The organism is Rhizobium sp. 18065, assembly GCF_902706095.1.
Taxonomy (GTDB): Bacteria; Pseudomonadota; Alphaproteobacteria; order Rhizobiales; family Rhizobiaceae; genus Allorhizobium.
Genome location: NZ_CACSJP010000001.1, coordinates 894,020 through 909,089 on the forward strand (window position 1 = coordinate 894,020; position 15,070 = coordinate 909,089).

Here is a 15,070-nt window from a genome sequence, read left to right on the forward strand (position 1 = left end):
CCGAGATCATGAAGACTGACAGACTGACCATCCTTCCGCCTGCCCATGCCTTGACCGGCCGGGTGAGCCCTCCGGGCTCGAAGTCGATCACCAACCGCGCTCTGCTTCTGGCAGGTCTTGCCAAAGGCACGAGCCGGCTCACCGGCGCGCTGAAAAGCGATGACACCCGCTATATGGCGGAAGCCCTGCGTGCCATGGGCGTCACCGTCGACGAGCCGGATGCGACAACCTTCGTCGTCACCAGTTCCGGTGAGTTGAAGGCGCCGGCCGAACCGCTCTTCCTCGGCAATGCCGGCACCGCCACGCGCTTCCTGACGGCAGCGCTTGCGCTCGGCAAGGGCCGTTATGTCGTTGATGGCGACGAGCACATGCGCAAGCGGCCGATCAAGCCGCTGGTCGAGGCGCTGCAGTCGCTCGGCGTCGCGATTGCAGCCCCGTCCGGCTGCCCGCCGGTCGCGATCGATGCCAACGGATCGTTCAGGAAGAACCGTGTCACCATCGATGCCGGTCTCTCCAGCCAGTATGTATCGGCCCTGCAGATGGCAGCGGCCTGCGGCTCCGAACCTTTCACCATCGAGCTGGCCGGTGCCGATATCGGCGCCCGCGGTTATATCGACCTGACGTTGTCGGCCATGCGCGCCTTCGGTGCGAGAGTCGAACAGCCGACGCCGTCATCCTGGGTTATCCAGCCGACCGGCTACACCGCGACCGATTTCCACATCGAGCCGGATGCGTCGGCTGCCACTTACCTTTGGGGCGCCGAAGTCCTGACCGGCGGCAAGATCGATATCGGCACGCCGTCCGATGCCTTCACTCAGCCCGATGCCAAGGCCTATGACGTTATTGCCGCTTTCCCAAACATGCCTTCTGTCATCGATGGCAGCCAGATGCAGGACGCGATCCCGACGATTGCCGTGCTCGCTGCCTTCAACAATCACCCGGTGCGCTTCGTTGGCATAGCCAATCTGCGCGTCAAGGAATGCGACCGCATCCGCGCGCTGTCGACCGGGCTGAACAACATCCGGGAAGGCCTGGCAACCGAGGAGGGCGACGATCTGATCGTGGCTGCCGATCCGTCGCTGTCCGGTCAGTCGCTGCCGGCTGACATAGACACCTTCGCCGATCATCGCATCGCCATGAGCTTTGCGCTGGCCGGCCTGAAGATCCGCGATATCACCATTCTCGACCCCGATTGCGTCGGCAAGACCTATCCCGACTACTGGAACGAACTCGCCTCGCTTGGTGTCGAACAGGCCAGAACCAACGGATAATCACAATGCTCCTTCGCCTCTGCGCTGCCCTGCTTCTCACTCTCTGGACGGCATGCGGCGCATGGGCCGAGGAGGTCATCCGCAGCTATCATGCCGATATCACCGTGTCGGAGGATGCCAGCCTTGAGGTGATGGAAACCATTACGGTCAATGCCGAGGGCATCGACATCAGGCGCGGCATTTTCCGCGATTTCCCGCTCTACTACACCAATGAGCGCGGCAAGCGCCGCGAGGTCGCGTTCGACCTGATCTCGGTCGAGCGCGACGGCGAGCCGGAACCGTATCACACCGAATCCGTCGATGGCGGCATCCGCATTTATGCCGGATCGGCCGACGTAACGCTCGAGCCCGGCGAGCATACCTATGTCATTACCTACACCACTGCCCGGCAGATCCGCTATTTCGACGACCACGACGAACTCTACTGGAACGTCACCGGCAATGGCTGGATGTTCCCGATCGAGGAGGCAAGCGCCAGCGTCACTCTGCCGGGCGATATAGAGCCGACCAGAACGGCCGTGTACACCGGCGTCAGCGGCTCGACCGACACAAATGCCCGCGTGATCCCCGGCAGCGGCGGTCTGGAATTCGAAACCACGGCGCCGCTTGGTCCGCAGGAGGGCATGACCATCGTGCTTGCCATGCCGAAGGGCACGGTGGCGGCCCCCGAGCCGGAGACGGGCTTCTGGTGGTATCTGCGCGACAATTTCGCCGACATCTTTTCCATCGGCGGCCTTATCCTCGTCCTGGGCTACTACCTGCGATCCTGGCTGGCCGTTGGCCGCGATCCGGCCAAGGGCATCGTGGTGCCGCGCTGGGATGCGCCCGACGGCATCTCGCCGGCGCTGGTCAACTATGTCGACAACAAGGGTTTTTCCAACGGCGGCTGGACCGCCCTGTCGGCATCCGCGCTCGATCTCGCCGTCAAGGGCTACATCAGCCTGGATGACCTGGAGAATTCCATCACGCTGACCCGCACGGCAAAACCGGCCAAGGACAAGCTGCCTTCCGGACAGGAAAGCCTGCTCGCAGCCGTCGGCTCGAAGGGTGATACGCTGACCATCGACAAGGCCAATGGCAAACGTGTCCAGCAGGTCGGCAACAGCTTTCGTACGGCGATCGAGAAGGAACATCGCGGCAAATATTACCGCGGCAATACCGGCTATATCGCCGGCGGCATCGCCCTCAGCGTTGTCATCCTCGCCCTGCTGCTGATATTCGGCGACCTGCAGGAAGACACGGTGGCGCTGATGATCGTACCCACCTTCTTCGCGGTGTTCTTCGGCATTTTCTCGGTCGGCATCGGCAAGGGGCTGCGGCGCGGGGCGCCTCTGCTCACCCGGATCGTTTCAATCGTCATCGCCGCCTTCGTCGGCTTTGTCGGCCTGTCGATCTTCGGCACGATCGTGATGTCGATCCTGTTCGACCTGTCGCACAGCGGCCAGTTGCATGTGATCATCGCCATCGGCGGCATCATTCTCGCCAATTTCCTCTTCTTCTTCCTGATGGATGCGCCAACCCCGCTCGGCCGCAAGCTGATGGACGGCATCGAGGGCCTGCGCATCTACATGACGCTGGCCGAGAAGGACCGGATGAACATGGCCGGCGCCCCGACCATGTCGCCTTCGCATTTCGAAACGCTGTTGCCTTATGCCGTGGCGCTCGGGGTTGAAAAACCCTGGTCGTCAACCTTCGAGACCTGGCTGGCCGCAGCCCGCGCCGATGCCGATCCCTATCAGCCGATGTGGTATCACGGCCGCAATCGCGGCACGTTCGGCGACCGCATCGGCGGTTTCTCCTCCTCGATGGCAACCACCATCGCCTCGACCATTCCAGCCCCGCCACCCAGTTCCTCGTCCTCATCGACCTCCGGCTTTTCCTCCGGTGGATCCTCCGGCGGTGGTGGTGGCGGCGGTGGCGGCGGAGGGTGGTAGAAAATATCATGTCCGCTGAAGAGGGTCGCCAGACAGCCTTGCTCTGGTGAACCGCCGCGCTCTACGACATGAAATCGCGCGTTCGTGGGCCATTCACATTCAATGTCGCGAATTTCGAGATTGTGCGAACGGACCAAATTTTGCTAGCAGGGGCTACGTTTTGTCAGCCCACCCCGGACCTACCGTCCGCCCCTTCCGAAAGGCAGGGAGAGGAAAGAGAACATGCCCGATCTTCTGCTCGAACTCCGCTCCGAGGAAATTCCCGCCCGCATGCAGCGCAAGGCCGCTGGCGATCTGAAGAAGGCGGTCACCGATGCGCTGGTCGATGCCGGTCTGACCTATGACGGTGCGCGCGAATACTGGACGCCGCGTCGCCTGACGCTCGACATCCGCGGCCTGACCGCCCGTTCCGCCGATATCCGCGAAGAGAAGAAGGGCCCGAGCGTCTCGGCACCGCAAGGCGCCATCGACGGCTTCCTGCGCGGCGCGGGTCTTTCCTCTATCGATCAGGCCGTGGTCAAGACCGGTCCGAAGAAGGGCGACTTCTATGTCGCCTATATCGACAAGCCGGGCCGCGCCGCCGAAGAGATCATCGCCGCCGTCATGCCGGGCATCATCCGCGCCTTTTCCTGGCCGACCTCGATGCGCTCCGGCTATGCCTCAATGCCCAAGGGCTCGACCTATGGCGGCGTCGAAGGCAAGGGCATGGAAAGCCTGCGCTGGGTGCGCCCGCTGCAGTCGATCGTCTGCACCTTCGGCCCCGAGCATGACGAAGTGCAGGTCATCCCCTTTGAGATCGACGGCATCGTGGCGTCCAATATCACCTATGGCCACCGCTTCCATGCACCGGACGCCATCACTGTCCGTCGCTTCGACGACTATGTCACCAGCCTCGAGCGCGCCAAGGTCATCCTCGATGCCGACCGCCGCAAGGACATGATCCTGCACGACGCCCGCGACATCGCCTTTGCCAATGGTCTCGATCTGGTCGAGGACGACGGCCTGCTGGAAGAGGTCTCCGGCCTGGTCGAATGGCCGCAGGTCCTGCTCGGCACGTTCGAAGAGGACTACCTGTCGATCCCGGCCGAGATCATCCGCCTGACGATCAAGACCAACCAGAAATGTTTCGTCGTGCGCCCGCAAGGCGAGGCCGACAAACTCTCCAACCATTTCATCCTGATCTCCAACATCCAGGCCACCGATGGTGGCAAGGAGATCGTTCACGGCAATGGCAAGGTCGTGCGCGCCCGCCTGTCCGACGCGCTGCATTTCTGGAAGCGCGACCAGGGCGATCTGCCGGATCTCGATACGCTGAAGGCCTCAGCTGCCAAATTCGACCTGGATCTCACCAAGCCGCTCGACCAGCGCATGGCCAAGCTCGACGCACTCAACGTCACCTTCCACGCCAAGCTCGGAACGCAAGGGGAGCGCGTGGCGCGGATCCGCGAACTGGCGAAGGTGCTGGCTCCGCTCGTCGGCGCCGACGCGGCCCTCGTCGACCGCGCCGTGGTGCTCGCGAAAGCCGACCTGCGCACCGAAGCCGTCGGCGAATTCCCCGAACTCCAGGGCGTTATGGGTCGCAAATACGCGCTCCTCCAGGGTGAGGATGCCTCGGTTGCGGCCGCGATCGAGGATCATTGGAAGCCGAATGGCCCGTCTGATCGCCTGCCGGAAGACAAGGTTGGGTTGACGGTTGCCCTCGCCGACAAGCTCGATACGCTGGTCGGTTTCTGGGCCATCGACGAAAAGCCGACTGGTTCGAAGGACCCCTACGCCCTGCGCCGTGCGGCGCTGGGTGTTGTGCGGATGATTTTGGAGAAGGGGATCAGGTTGCCGCTCGCAAAAGTCGCGAAGGATGCCGACCTCCTCTCCTTCTTCCACGACCGCCTCAAAGTCTACCTGCGCGACCAGGGCGCCCGCCACGACATCATCGATGCCGTGCTGACGCCGGATGCCGACGATCTGCTGATGGTCGCCCGCAAGGCCGAAGCCTTGACCGCCTTCATCACCTCGGAAGACGGCCTCAACCTGCTTGCCGGCACCAAGCGCGCCACGCAACTGCTTGCCGCCGAAGAAAAGAAGGGCACGGTCGTCGCCGACAGCGTCTCGGCTGATCTGCTGAAGCTCGATGCCGAAAAGGCGCTCTTTACCGCCGTCTCCGAGGCGACCAAGGCTGCGGTCGAGGCGGTCTCGAAGGAAGACTTCCGTGCCGCGATGCAGGCGCTCTCGACGCTGCGCGCCCCGGTCGATACGTTCTTCGAGGACGTGCTGGTCAATGACGAGGATGCCGCCATCCGCGCCAATCGCCTGGCCCTCCTGAAGGCGATCCGCGAGGCGACGGGTACCGTCGCCGACTTCTCGAAGATCACCGGTTGATCCCAAAGCCCCGCTCCGGCGGGGCTTCCTCGTTCTCTGAAATTGGCTTGCAAATGGTATCGTATGCGGTACCATGATTGCGTGGAAATTCTTGAATTCCAGGACGAGGATGGCCGAAGTCCGTTCGCCGCGTGGTTTGGCGAATTGGATGCGCTTGCTGCCGCCAAGGTCTCGACCGGTTTGACGCGGATTGCGCTTGGAAATCTGTCCAATGTCAAAAGCGTTGGTGAAGGCGTTCTGGAATACAAGATCGATTTTGGTCCGGGCTATCGGGTTTATTTTGGAAGGCAGGGTGATCGTTGGATCATTCTCTTGGCTGGCGGCACGAAGAAGCGCCAGAACGCGGATATTCGCATGGCGCAAAGACGCTGGGCGGAATACCGCAAGCGCAAGGCAGGTTGACATGGCACTCACGCGTAACTTCAAGCACACCATTCGCGAGCGCGCCCAAACGGATCCCGCATTTCGCGCGGCCCTGTTGAGCGAGGCGATCGAATTGCTTTTGTCCGGCGAGGTCGAGACTGGGCGCATGGTGCTACGCGATTTCATCAACGCCACGGTCGGCTTCGAGACATTGAGTGCAAAGACGGGAATGCCGGCCAAGAGCCTGATGCGAATGTTCGGTCCGAATGGCAATCCGCGTGCCGACAATCTTTTCGCTGTCATCCGCATGTTGCAGGATGAAACGAGGCTCCAGATCGCGGTGAATGCGGCGTGATTTCACGCAATCGTTTGATGCGTCGATATCCCTTGTAGTATGATCGGCAATGCCGGTCCTTGGCGCACAGGAGCATGGATGAACAAGTCGGTTCAGATCATATTGGGCGAGCCCCTGGAAAGCTTCGTCGATGCCCAGGTGGAGAGCGGCCAGTTCGGCTCCGCGCAGGAGGTTGTCGAGGCAGGGCTGCGGCTGTTGAAGCAGGAGCAGGACAAGCTCGAATGGCTGAGACAGGCCTTGATCGAGGGCGAAGAAAGCGGCCCCGGGCGCTATGTCGATAAAGACGAGTTTCTCGCACGCATGCGTGAGCGTACACTGTGAGCTCATACAGGCTCCGCCCTTCGGCAGAGGCTGATCTCGAAGAGATCTGGGACTACACCGTCGAAACCTGGTCCGTGATGCAAGCCGAGCACTATGTCTCGGACATCTTTGCGTCGATCAACCATCTGGTCGCCAATCCGCATCTTGGTCGGCCGGTCGCTGGATTACATTCAGATTATCGTAAATATAAAGCCGGGCACCACCTGATATTTTACATTGCCGAGGTCGATGCAATTGATGTCCTTCGCATAGTTCATGAAAAACGCGATATTGTCCGGCGCCTGAATGAGTGAACCACGATCCAAGATCTTCATCAGTGCCTGCCTGCTCGGCCGCCCGGTGCGCTACGATGGCAAGGGCAAGCGGCTCGATCACCCGGCCATCGCCCGCTGGCAGGCCGAGGGCCGGCTTGTCGGCTTCTGTCCCGAACAGGCTGGCGGCATGCCGACACCGCGCCCGCCGGCCGAGATCGAAGATGGCATGAGCGGTGCCGATGTGACGGCCGGACGCGCGCGGGTCGTCGAAATCACCGGTGGCGATGTCACATTGCAATTCCTCGAAGGAGGCCGCAAGGCCGTCGAGTTCGCACGAGCGCAGGGCTGCGCCTACGCGCTGCTGATCGATGGCAGCCCGTCCTGTGGCTCCGGTTTCATCTATGACGGCTCTTTCGCCGGCAGGCGCCATGTCGGCAACGGTGTCACGGCAGCGCTGATGCAGGACGCCGGTATTGCGGTCTTTTCGGACCGGGAGATCGAGGCCCTGGTTGCCCGCCTCGACACGGAGACCGCCGCATAAACAAAAACCGCCGGGTTGCGCCGGCGGTTTTCTCAGTTGATCGAAGTGCGCTTGGCTCAGCTCGCCATGCGCATTGGCTGGTGGCCTTGGGCTGCCTTGGCGCCCGAGGTGCGGAAGCCGCGGATCAGGTCCAGAAGATCGCCGGTATCGTTGGCGAGAACATCGGCCGATGCGGTTGTCTCTTCGGCCATCGCGGCGTTCTGCTGGGTGGCGGTGTCGAGCTGGTTCACCGACGACGAGATCGAGCGCAGGGTTGTGTCCTGCTCCTGGGCGCTGTGCGAGATCTTCGAGACGATATCATTGGCGCTGGCGATCTGGTCGGAAATGCGCTTCAGGGCCTCTCCGGTCTGGCCGACGAGCTGCACACCCTGTTCGACCTGGGCAGACGATCGGGCGATCTGGTCCTTGATCTCCTTGGCGGCTGCCGCCGAACGCTGGGCCAGTTCGCGCACTTCCTGGGCGACGACGGCAAAGCCCTTGCCGCTTTCGCCGGCGCGTGCCGCCTCGACGCCCGCATTCAGCGCCAGAAGGTTGGTCTGGAAGGCGATCTCGTCGATCACGCCGATGATCTTGGTGATCTCCTCGGACGACTTTTCGATGCCGCTCATCGCCTCGATGGCGCGTGATACGATCGCGTCGCTCTGGCGGGCCTCGGTCGAGACGCTGCCGACGCGGCTGGCCGCTTCGCGGGCGCCGTCGGCTGTCTGGCGAACGGCAACGGTCAGCTCGTCGAGCGCCGCCGATGTCTCTTCCAGATTGGCCGCCTGGCGCTCTGTCCGGGTGGCGAGTTCGCCGGATGCCCGGCGGATCTCTTCCTTGCTGACGGCGATATCGTTACCCTTCAGGTTGACGCGCGCCATGGCTTCCTCGAGACGGCCAAGCGCTTCGTTGAAGTTTTCCCGCAGGGTCGCATATTTCGGGCCGAGATCGTTGCAGCGAACAGTAAGGTCACCTTCGGCAAGCTTGCCGAGGGATGCGCCGATGGTGCTGACCACATGCGCCTGCTGTTGCGCTTCCGCCACCTGCATGTCAGCGTTGTGCTGGCGCTCGCCGTCCATTTCGCGCTGCTGTTCTTCCTGGCGTTTGGCCAGCGCATGGCGTTCGCGGATCTTTTCCTGAAGTGCCTTTGTGGCATTGGCCATCATACCGACTTCATTGCCCATGTCCGTATGCGGAATGGTGATGGTAACGTTTTCTTCGGCCACGGCTTCAAGCGCTTCATGGATCGCATTGAGTGGCTTGGTGATGCCGCGCACCACCACGAATGCCGCGCCGAGTGCCAGCACGAGGATCCCGAGCGAGATGCCGATGGTCTGCATGACGTTTGCACGCACTTCGGCTTTCAGGTCGTCGGTATAGAGGCCGGTGGCAACGACAATCTTCCAGGGCTGGAAGGTCATGCCGTAGACGGCTTTTGGATAGCTGTAATCGTTCGGGTCATGGCCGGGCTTCGGACCGATGAACTCGACATAGCCGCCACCATTCTGTCCAAGTCTGACCAGCTCGTCGCGATAGGCGTAGCCGGTCGGATCGCCCTTGCCCTTGCTGCTCTGACCGACCGTTTTGGATGTCGGGTGGAAGACGAGAACAACGTCATAGTCGTAGCCGAAGAAATAGCCATCCGGTTCAAACTTCAGTTTGTTCAAAGTCGCGAAAGCCTGCGCCTTGGCGTCATCCAGAGCGAGTTCGCCTGACTGTACCCGGTCGTCATAAGTCTTCATGACGGAAATCGCCGTCTCGACCTGCGTCCGCAGCAATTCATAGCGCTGGTGATAGATGGCGTCTGAGGACGCCTTGACCTGGAAAAACGTGGCGATGGCAAAGGCGGCCATCAGGCCGCCGACAAGCAGCATCAGCTGCATGGAAATCTTGAGGCGGTTCATAAACCCTCGCAGGATCGGAATTGAGAGCTTTTGTCCGCCGTGCCCGCTCAAGGTCGATGATGACGGAGGCCGCTTTGTCTCGCTGCCGATGCTGCATTGCATCGAAGGTAAAACTACGTTTCAAACATTAATAAACTAATAGGTACCGATGCGTGCAGGCGCATGTGTGCAAGCATTTTGCGTGAAGTCTCTGAGACTGAGGGGGTGAATGGCAAAACGCAAACGCTCCGGGCATGCCGGAGCGTTTGTCCGCATTCGCGCGGCAGCCCGCTCAGCCTGGATCGTGCGGCTGAATTTGGGCAGGGAATGGCGAGGGGATTATTTCAGGCGCAGGTCGAAACCGGCCGTATCGAGATCGAGTTTGCCATTTGCCGGCGGCGCCACATTGACGGCTGCGGTGGTGGCCTCATGGTCGATCTGGCCAGCAGTCGGCTGATTGCCGGCAATGACCGTCGAGCCATTGGTCGACCAGCCTTCCGCCGAGCTCATGATCACGACCGGCGAGCCGCCGAGCCAGCTCTCGACCCGCTTCATCTTCTTCTCGCCGCCGATATCAAGGATTTCTGCTGTTTGCGAGCCGCTTGGCACGGTCGGCACCTGATAGGCGTATTTGTCTTTCTTGACCTGCGGTGGCGGGCAGTTCGGGCACGCGATCGCGGTGATGCTGTGCGCCTGGGTCGGCGTGCCACTGACAACCTCGATCGACGAGGCAAAAACGGGGCTCGTGCCAGCAAGCATCATGCCAAGCGTCATGGTGGTCAAAAGAAACTTGCGCATCTCGTATTCCTCGGATTGTTCACGAGGACCCTAGCGCCGCTTTCTTTCGATCCGGTCAGGGGGAATGGTAAAATTTGAACGAATGTACAATTTTCCAGCGGACCACTCTGGGTGTCACGTTTCGTTCAGGCTTTCTCGCGCGCAATTGCCTGCCAGCCGATATCCCGGCGGCTGAAACCATTGTCCCAGGAGACCGCATCGACCAGTGCATAGGCCGCAGCCTGCGCCTCGGCCACAGTCTTGCCCGTTGCCGTCGCGTTCAGCACCCGGCCACCCGTCGCAACAAGCTTTCCGTCTTGCACGGCAGTACCGGCGTGAAAGACCTTTGCACCTTTGGAAGCATCGGGAATGGAGGTGATCTGTGTATTCTTGGCATAGCTGCCGGGATAGCCCTTGGAGGCCAGCACGACAGTCAGCGCCGGATCATCGCTCCATTCGGCCGAAACCTGGTCCAGCGTGCCGGTGGCCGAGGCATACAGGATCGGCAGCAGGTCGCTCTTCAGCCGCATCATCAGCACCTGACATTCCGGGTCACCGAAGCGCACATTGTATTCGATCAGTTCCGGGCCTTTCGCCGTGATCATCAGGCCGGCGAAAAACACGCCTGAAAACGGCATGCCCGATTCAGCCATGCCGCGCATCGTCGGCTCGATGATCTCTTTCATCGTCCGCTCGACCATCTCGGGTGTCATGACAGGGGCTGGCGAATAGGCGCCCATGCCGCCGGTGTTCGGCCCGGTATCGCCGTCGCCGACGCGCTTGTGGTCCTGGGCAGTTGCCAGCGGAAGCAGGGTCTTGCCGTCCGACAGGCAGAAGAAGCTGGCTTCCTCGCCGTCCAGAAACGCCTCGACCACCACTTCGGCGCCGGCAGCGCCGAACGCGCCTTCAAAGCAGTCGTCGATCGCAGCCAGCGCCTCTTCGACGGTCATGGCGACAGTCACGCCCTTGCCGGCAGCCAGGCCATCGGCCTTGATGACGATCGGCGCACCCTGCTCACGCACATAGGCCTTGGCCTTCGGTGCATTGTTGAACCGCTGATAGGCGCCGGTCGGAATGTTGAACTTTGCACAAATGTCCTTGGTGAAACCCTTGGAGCCTTCGAGCTGGGCCGCCGCCGCCGACGGTCCGAAGACGGCGATGCCTTCGGCGCGCAACGTGTCAGCCAGGCCGGCAACCAGCGGCGCTTCGGGCCCGACGACGACGAAGTCGATCAGGTTTTCCTTGCAGAACCGGATGACCGCGTCATGATTCTCGACATTGACCAAAACCAGCTCGGCATGTTCGGCAATGCCCGGATTGCCGGGAGCGGCATAGAGTTTGGAGAGCAAGGGAGACTGGGCGATTTTCCAGGCCAGCGCATGTTCGCGTCCGCCCGAACCGATCAACAGAACCTTCATTGCCCGACCTCCGATTGCCTTGGATAGGCGGCGGTTAAGGGGGAAGGGGGCAAAGGTCAAGCATTCAGGCCGGATCGGCTTGGACAAATGCAGGATTCGTTGACTGCATCTATGATTATACGTATAAATACATACACGAGAGGCGCCGATGAACAGTTTTGATGTGCAGGCGCGCCTGAAGGCCGATGGCTGGCTTGAGGTCGCTCAGAAAGGCAGTCACCGGCACTTCAAGCACCCGCTCAACCCAGGGCGGGTGACGGTTCCGCATCCGAAACGGGATATTCCTGTCGGCACCCTGCGCTCCATCTGGCGGCAGGCAGGCTGGGAATGGCCACCGAAATGATCGAGGTACAACGTAAAATGCAGATTGTCGCATTGATCCATCGCGAGGACGCGAGCTATGGCATCGCCTTCCCAGATCTTCCCGGCTGTATCTCGGCAGCTGGGTCGTTGGAGGAATTGTTGCTTGACGGCAAGGAGGCGCTCGATCTCCATATCGAGGCTATGCTGCTGGATGGTGAGGAATTGCCGGAGTTCCGCCCCCTAGACGCATTGCGTGCCGATCCGCAATTGTCCGGGGACTTTGCCGACGCGGAACTGGTCACGCTTCTATCTGTGGATATTCCCGGCCGTGCGGTGAAGGTGACCATCACCATGGAGGAACACCTGCTACACCGGCTGAATAAGGCGGCGGAGCGTCAGGGCTATACGCGTTCAGGCTTCATTGCCGAGGCGGTAAGGCGTAAGCTCGCAGGTTGATGAGGCTTGCTTTGCCGCATTCCGCGGTTATGGTCCGCGCCCACGAAAGATCAGGACGGATATCACCATGGCCGACGACATCAAATCCATTGCCGCCCTCATCGCAACCGAGATCAATGCCCGGCCCGATCAGGTGGTGTCGGCGGTCGGTCTGCTCGATGAAGGCGCGACGGTTCCGTTCATCGCCCGCTACCGCAAGGAAGTCACCGGCGGTCTGGACGATACGCAGCTGCGCAATCTCGCCGAACGGCTGATCTATCTGCGCGAGCTGACCGCCCGTCGCAAGGCGATCGTCGAGAGCATCTCCTCACAGGACAAGATGACCGACGAGCTGGCGCGCAAGATTGCCATGGTCACCACCAAGGCAGAGCTTGAAGATATCTATCTGCCCTACAAGCCCAAGCGCCGCACCCGCGCCGAGATCGCCCGCGAAAAGGGCCTGCAGCCGCTGGCCGATGCGATCTGGGCCGATCGCTCAGCCGACCCGCAGGTGCTGGCCGCAGCCTATATCACCGCAGATGTTCTCGACGTGAAGGCAGCGCTCGAGGGCGCCCGCGACATTGTCGCCGAGCTGATCTCGGAAAATGCCGATTTGCTCGGCCGGCTGCGCAATGACATGAAGGCGCGTGCGATCCTCTATTCCAAGGTGGTCGAGGGCAAGGAAGCCGCCGGCGAGAAGTTCGCCGACTATTTCGCCCATTTCGAACGCTGGGCAACGGTGCCCGGCCACCGTGCGCTTGCCATGCTGCGCGGCTGGAACGAGGAATTCCTGACACTCGCCATCGAGGTCGATCGCGACGATCCATCGCCGGTCAAGCCGTCGCAGCGCACGATCGCCGCCGCCTATGAGATTGCCGCCAAGGGCCCGGGCGACAAGTGGCTGATGGACGTTGCCGGCTGGACCTGGCGGGTCAAGCTTTCGGTGTCGCTGTCGCTCGACCTGATGCGTGATCTGCGTGAACGCGCAGAAGAAGAGGCGATCCATGTCTTTGCCCGCAATCTGAAAGACCTGCTGCTCGCAGCCCCTGCCGGTTCGCGCCCGACCATGGGCCTTGATCCGGGCATCCGCACCGGCGTCAAGGTCGCCATCGTCGACGGCACCGGCAAGGTGCTCGACACCACCACGGTCTATCCGTTCCCGCCGCGCAACGACATCCGCGGCGCGCAGGTCGAACTCGCCGCCCTGATCCGCAAACACGACATCGAGCTGATCGCCATCGGCAACGGCACCGGCAGCCGCGAGACGGAAAAGCTGGTCGCCGACATGCTGGCCCAGTTCCCGGCGACCGCACCGAAGCCGACCAAGGTCATCGTCTCGGAAGCAGGCGCCTCGGTCTATTCCGCGTCGGAGACGGCCGCTAAGGAATTCCCCAATCTCGACGTCTCGCTGCGCGGGGCCGTCTCGATCGCGCGCCGCCTGCAGGACCCGCTCGCCGAACTGGTGAAGATCGAGCCGAAGTCGATCGGCGTCGGCCAGTACCAGCACGATGTCGACCAGGGCCGCCTCGGCCGCTCGCTCGATGCCGTCGTGGAAGACGCGGTGAACGCGGTTGGCGTCGATCTCAATACGGCGTCCGCCCCGCTGCTTGCCCGTGTCTCGGGTCTTGGCGGTTCGATTGCCGAAGCGATCGTCAGCCACCGCGACCAGACCGGCCCGTTCGCCAGCCGCAAGGACCTGCTGAAGGTCGCCCGTCTCGGCGCCCGCACCTTCGAACAATGCGCCGGCTTCCTGCGCATCACCAATGGCAAGGAGCCGCTCGACGCCTCGTCGGTTCACCCGGAAGCTTATGGCGTGGCGAAGAAGATCGTCGCCGCTTGCGGTCGCGACCTGCGCACGCTGATGGGCGATACAGCGACCCTGAAGGCGCTCGATCCGAAGCGCTTCATCGACGAACAGTTCGGCCTGCCGACCGTCAAGGACATCCTCGCCGAACTGGAAAAGCCCGGTCGCGACCCGCGCCCGAGCTTCAAGACCGCTACCTTTGCCGATGGAGTCGAGGAGATCTCCGACCTGAAGGTCGGCATGCTGCTCGAAGGCACGGTGACCAATGTCGCCGCCTTCGGCGCCTTCGTCGATATCGGCGTGCATCAGGACGGCCTCGTCCATGTGTCCCAGCTTGCCGACCGTTTCGTCAAGGACCCGCATGAAGTCGTCAAGGCTGGCGATGTCGTCAAGGTGCGCGTCGTCGAGTTCGACGTAAAGCGCAAGCGCATCGCGCTTACCATGCGCAAGGATGGCGGCGAGGCTCCGGCACCGTCTCCGCGCGGCGATACACGTGGCAACGCCAATGCCATGCGCCACGCCAACGCCAAGCCACCGAAACCGGAAACGCCGTCCGTCGGCGGGTTCGGCGCGGCGCTGGCCGAGGCCATGCGCAAGAAATAATCCTCGACCACAAGCAAAGAGGCACAACGAAAAAGGCCGGAGCGTGTCGCTCCGGCCTCTCACTCGCCCTCAACTGTCTGAAAGCTTCAATCCAGCCAGCAAACGCTCCAGCTATCAGCGGCCCTGTCGCCCGGCAGCACACTCCTGGCAAAACGGCGTATGCGGGACCGCGGCAAGCCGCGCTGCCGAAATCGGTTGTCCGCAGGTCACGCAGGTGCCGTAGGTTCCGCCATCGATCCGGTCTAGCGCAGCGTCGATGGCGCGAAGCTCCGTTTCCCCGACCTGGCCGAATTCCTCCAGCACTTCGTCATTTTCGGTTTCGGTTGCCCGCTCCTCGCTGTCTGCGCTGCGCTGCTGGCCAAGGTCGTCATCGATCCTGGTCAGCCGCGCCTCGATCTCCGCCTTCCGCTTGGTCAGGATGCGTTCGTAGCCTGCGATATCCATGGGCGTCCT

Annotated in this window: 15 protein-coding genes; 11 read left to right on the forward strand and 4 right to left on the reverse strand. The window is 62.0% G+C overall.

What is annotated here, in order from left to right; all coding sequences use genetic code 11:
- Positions 1-5: 5 nt before the first annotated feature.
- The 8 genes from GVK95_RS04260 (at position 6) to GVK95_RS04295 (ending at position 7,415) form a co-directional block, all read left to right on the forward strand.
- Entirely contained in the window at positions 6-1,271 is a 1,266-nt protein-coding gene (locus GVK95_RS04260) for a 3-phosphoshikimate 1-carboxyvinyltransferase (RefSeq protein ID WP_159947470.1), read from the forward strand.
- Positions 1,272-1,276: 5 nt separating this feature from the next.
- The gene (locus GVK95_RS04265; protein ID WP_159946849.1) at positions 1,277-3,205 is read left to right on the forward strand and encodes a DUF2207 domain-containing protein; all 1,929 of its coding nucleotides are present in this window, start codon (positions 1,277-1,279) and stop codon (positions 3,203-3,205) included.
- A gap of 222 nt (positions 3,206-3,427) precedes the next feature.
- A complete protein-coding gene (gene glyS / locus GVK95_RS04270; protein ID WP_159946851.1) occupies positions 3,428-5,581 on the forward strand; it encodes a glycine--tRNA ligase subunit beta in 2,154 nt (717 codons plus the stop codon).
- An 81-nt stretch (positions 5,582-5,662) separates the two neighbouring features.
- Positions 5,663-5,983, forward strand: a complete 321-nt coding sequence (locus GVK95_RS04275) for a type II toxin-antitoxin system RelE/ParE family toxin (RefSeq protein WP_159946853.1) — start codon at positions 5,663-5,665, stop codon at positions 5,981-5,983.
- A 1-nt stretch (position 5,984) separates the two neighbouring features.
- The gene (locus GVK95_RS04280) at positions 5,985-6,299 is read left to right on the forward strand and encodes a transcriptional regulator (protein WP_159946855.1); all 315 of its coding nucleotides are present in this window, start codon (positions 5,985-5,987) and stop codon (positions 6,297-6,299) included.
- A gap of 78 nt (positions 6,300-6,377) precedes the next feature.
- Positions 6,378-6,620 carry a type II toxin-antitoxin system ParD family antitoxin gene (locus tag GVK95_RS04285; RefSeq protein ID WP_159946857.1) on the forward strand — a complete coding sequence of 81 codons (243 nt, stop codon included), beginning with the start codon at positions 6,378-6,380 and terminating at the stop codon, positions 6,618-6,620.
- A complete protein-coding gene (locus GVK95_RS04290; RefSeq protein ID WP_159946859.1) occupies positions 6,617-6,913 on the forward strand; it encodes a type II toxin-antitoxin system RelE/ParE family toxin in 297 nt (98 codons plus the stop codon). The genes GVK95_RS04285 and GVK95_RS04290 overlap by 4 nt, the downstream gene beginning before the upstream one ends.
- Positions 6,906-7,415 (forward strand): DUF523 domain-containing protein, encoded by a 510-nt coding sequence (locus GVK95_RS04295; protein ID WP_159946861.1) that lies wholly within the window; start codon positions 6,906-6,908, stop codon positions 7,413-7,415. Before GVK95_RS04290 ends, GVK95_RS04295 begins: the two co-directional genes overlap by 8 nt.
- Before the next feature lie 56 nt (positions 7,416-7,471).
- Here GVK95_RS04295 and GVK95_RS04300 read toward each other — a convergent pair whose 3' ends face one another.
- The 3 genes from GVK95_RS04300 to purD all read right to left on the reverse strand — a co-directional run bounded on the left by GVK95_RS04300 (position 7,472) and on the right by purD (position 11,472).
- Positions 7,472-9,298 (reverse strand): methyl-accepting chemotaxis protein, encoded by a 1,827-nt coding sequence (locus tag GVK95_RS04300; RefSeq protein WP_159946863.1) that lies wholly within the window; start codon positions 9,296-9,298, stop codon positions 7,472-7,474.
- Positions 9,299-9,616: 318 nt separating this feature from the next.
- Positions 9,617-10,075 carry a plant virulence effector HPE1-like domain-containing protein gene (locus GVK95_RS04305; RefSeq protein ID WP_159946865.1) on the reverse strand — a complete coding sequence of 153 codons (459 nt, stop codon included), beginning with the start codon at positions 10,073-10,075 and terminating at the stop codon, positions 9,617-9,619.
- Between the two features lie 125 nt (positions 10,076-10,200).
- Positions 10,201-11,472, reverse strand: coding sequence for a phosphoribosylamine--glycine ligase (gene purD, locus GVK95_RS04310; RefSeq protein ID WP_159946867.1), 1,272 nt, complete (start codon positions 11,470-11,472; stop codon positions 10,201-10,203).
- A gap of 148 nt (positions 11,473-11,620) precedes the next feature.
- On the opposite strand from purD, the gene GVK95_RS04315 reads away from it, so the two are divergent.
- The 3 genes from GVK95_RS04315 to GVK95_RS04325 all read left to right on the forward strand — a co-directional run bounded on the left by GVK95_RS04315 (position 11,621) and on the right by GVK95_RS04325 (position 14,617).
- Positions 11,621-11,815 carry a type II toxin-antitoxin system HicA family toxin gene (locus GVK95_RS04315; RefSeq protein ID WP_159946869.1) on the forward strand — a complete coding sequence of 65 codons (195 nt, stop codon included), beginning with the start codon at positions 11,621-11,623 and terminating at the stop codon, positions 11,813-11,815.
- Entirely contained in the window at positions 11,800-12,231 is a 432-nt protein-coding gene (locus GVK95_RS04320; RefSeq protein ID WP_159946871.1) for a type II toxin-antitoxin system HicB family antitoxin, read from the forward strand. Before GVK95_RS04315 ends, GVK95_RS04320 begins: the two co-directional genes overlap by 16 nt.
- 67 nt (positions 12,232-12,298) lie before the next feature.
- Positions 12,299-14,617 carry a Tex family protein gene (locus GVK95_RS04325; RefSeq protein WP_159946873.1) on the forward strand — a complete coding sequence of 773 codons (2,319 nt, stop codon included), beginning with the start codon at positions 12,299-12,301 and terminating at the stop codon, positions 14,615-14,617.
- A 114-nt stretch (positions 14,618-14,731) separates the two neighbouring features.
- On the opposite strand, the gene GVK95_RS04330 is transcribed toward GVK95_RS04325, so the two are convergent.
- Positions 14,732-15,061, reverse strand: a complete 330-nt coding sequence (locus GVK95_RS04330) for a TraR/DksA C4-type zinc finger protein (protein WP_159946875.1) — start codon at positions 15,059-15,061, stop codon at positions 14,732-14,734.
- Positions 15,062-15,070 lie beyond the last annotated feature (9 nt).

Excerpts from the sequence above, each read along its gene's own strand:
- GVK95_RS04265 (WP_159946849.1), top strand. The coding sequence starts at position 1,277 with ATGCTCCTTCGCCTCTGCGCTGCCCTGCTTCTCACTCTCTGGACGGCA.
- glyS (WP_159946851.1), top strand. The coding sequence starts at position 3,428 with ATGCCCGATCTTCTGCTCGAACTCCGCTCCGAGGAAATTCCCGCCCGC.
- GVK95_RS04280 (WP_159946855.1), top strand. The coding sequence starts at position 5,985 with ATGGCACTCACGCGTAACTTCAAGCACACCATTCGCGAGCGCGCCCAA.
- GVK95_RS04285 (WP_159946857.1), top strand. The coding sequence starts at position 6,378 with ATGAACAAGTCGGTTCAGATCATATTGGGCGAGCCCCTGGAAAGCTTC.
- GVK95_RS04295 (WP_159946861.1), top strand. The coding sequence starts at position 6,906 with ATGAGTGAACCACGATCCAAGATCTTCATCAGTGCCTGCCTGCTCGGC.
- GVK95_RS04300 (WP_159946863.1), bottom strand. The coding sequence starts at position 9,298 with ATGAACCGCCTCAAGATTTCCATGCAGCTGATGCTGCTTGTCGGCGGC.
- GVK95_RS04305 (WP_159946865.1), bottom strand. The coding sequence starts at position 10,075 with ATGCGCAAGTTTCTTTTGACCACCATGACGCTTGGCATGATGCTTGCT.
- purD (WP_159946867.1), bottom strand. The coding sequence starts at position 11,472 with ATGAAGGTTCTGTTGATCGGTTCGGGCGGACGCGAACATGCGCTGGCC.
- GVK95_RS04315 (WP_159946869.1), top strand. The coding sequence starts at position 11,621 with ATGAACAGTTTTGATGTGCAGGCGCGCCTGAAGGCCGATGGCTGGCTT.
- GVK95_RS04320 (WP_159946871.1), top strand. The coding sequence starts at position 11,800 with ATGGCCACCGAAATGATCGAGGTACAACGTAAAATGCAGATTGTCGCA.
- GVK95_RS04325 (WP_159946873.1), top strand. The coding sequence starts at position 12,299 with ATGGCCGACGACATCAAATCCATTGCCGCCCTCATCGCAACCGAGATC.
- GVK95_RS04330 (WP_159946875.1), bottom strand. The coding sequence starts at position 15,061 with ATGGATATCGCAGGCTACGAACGCATCCTGACCAAGCGGAAGGCGGAG.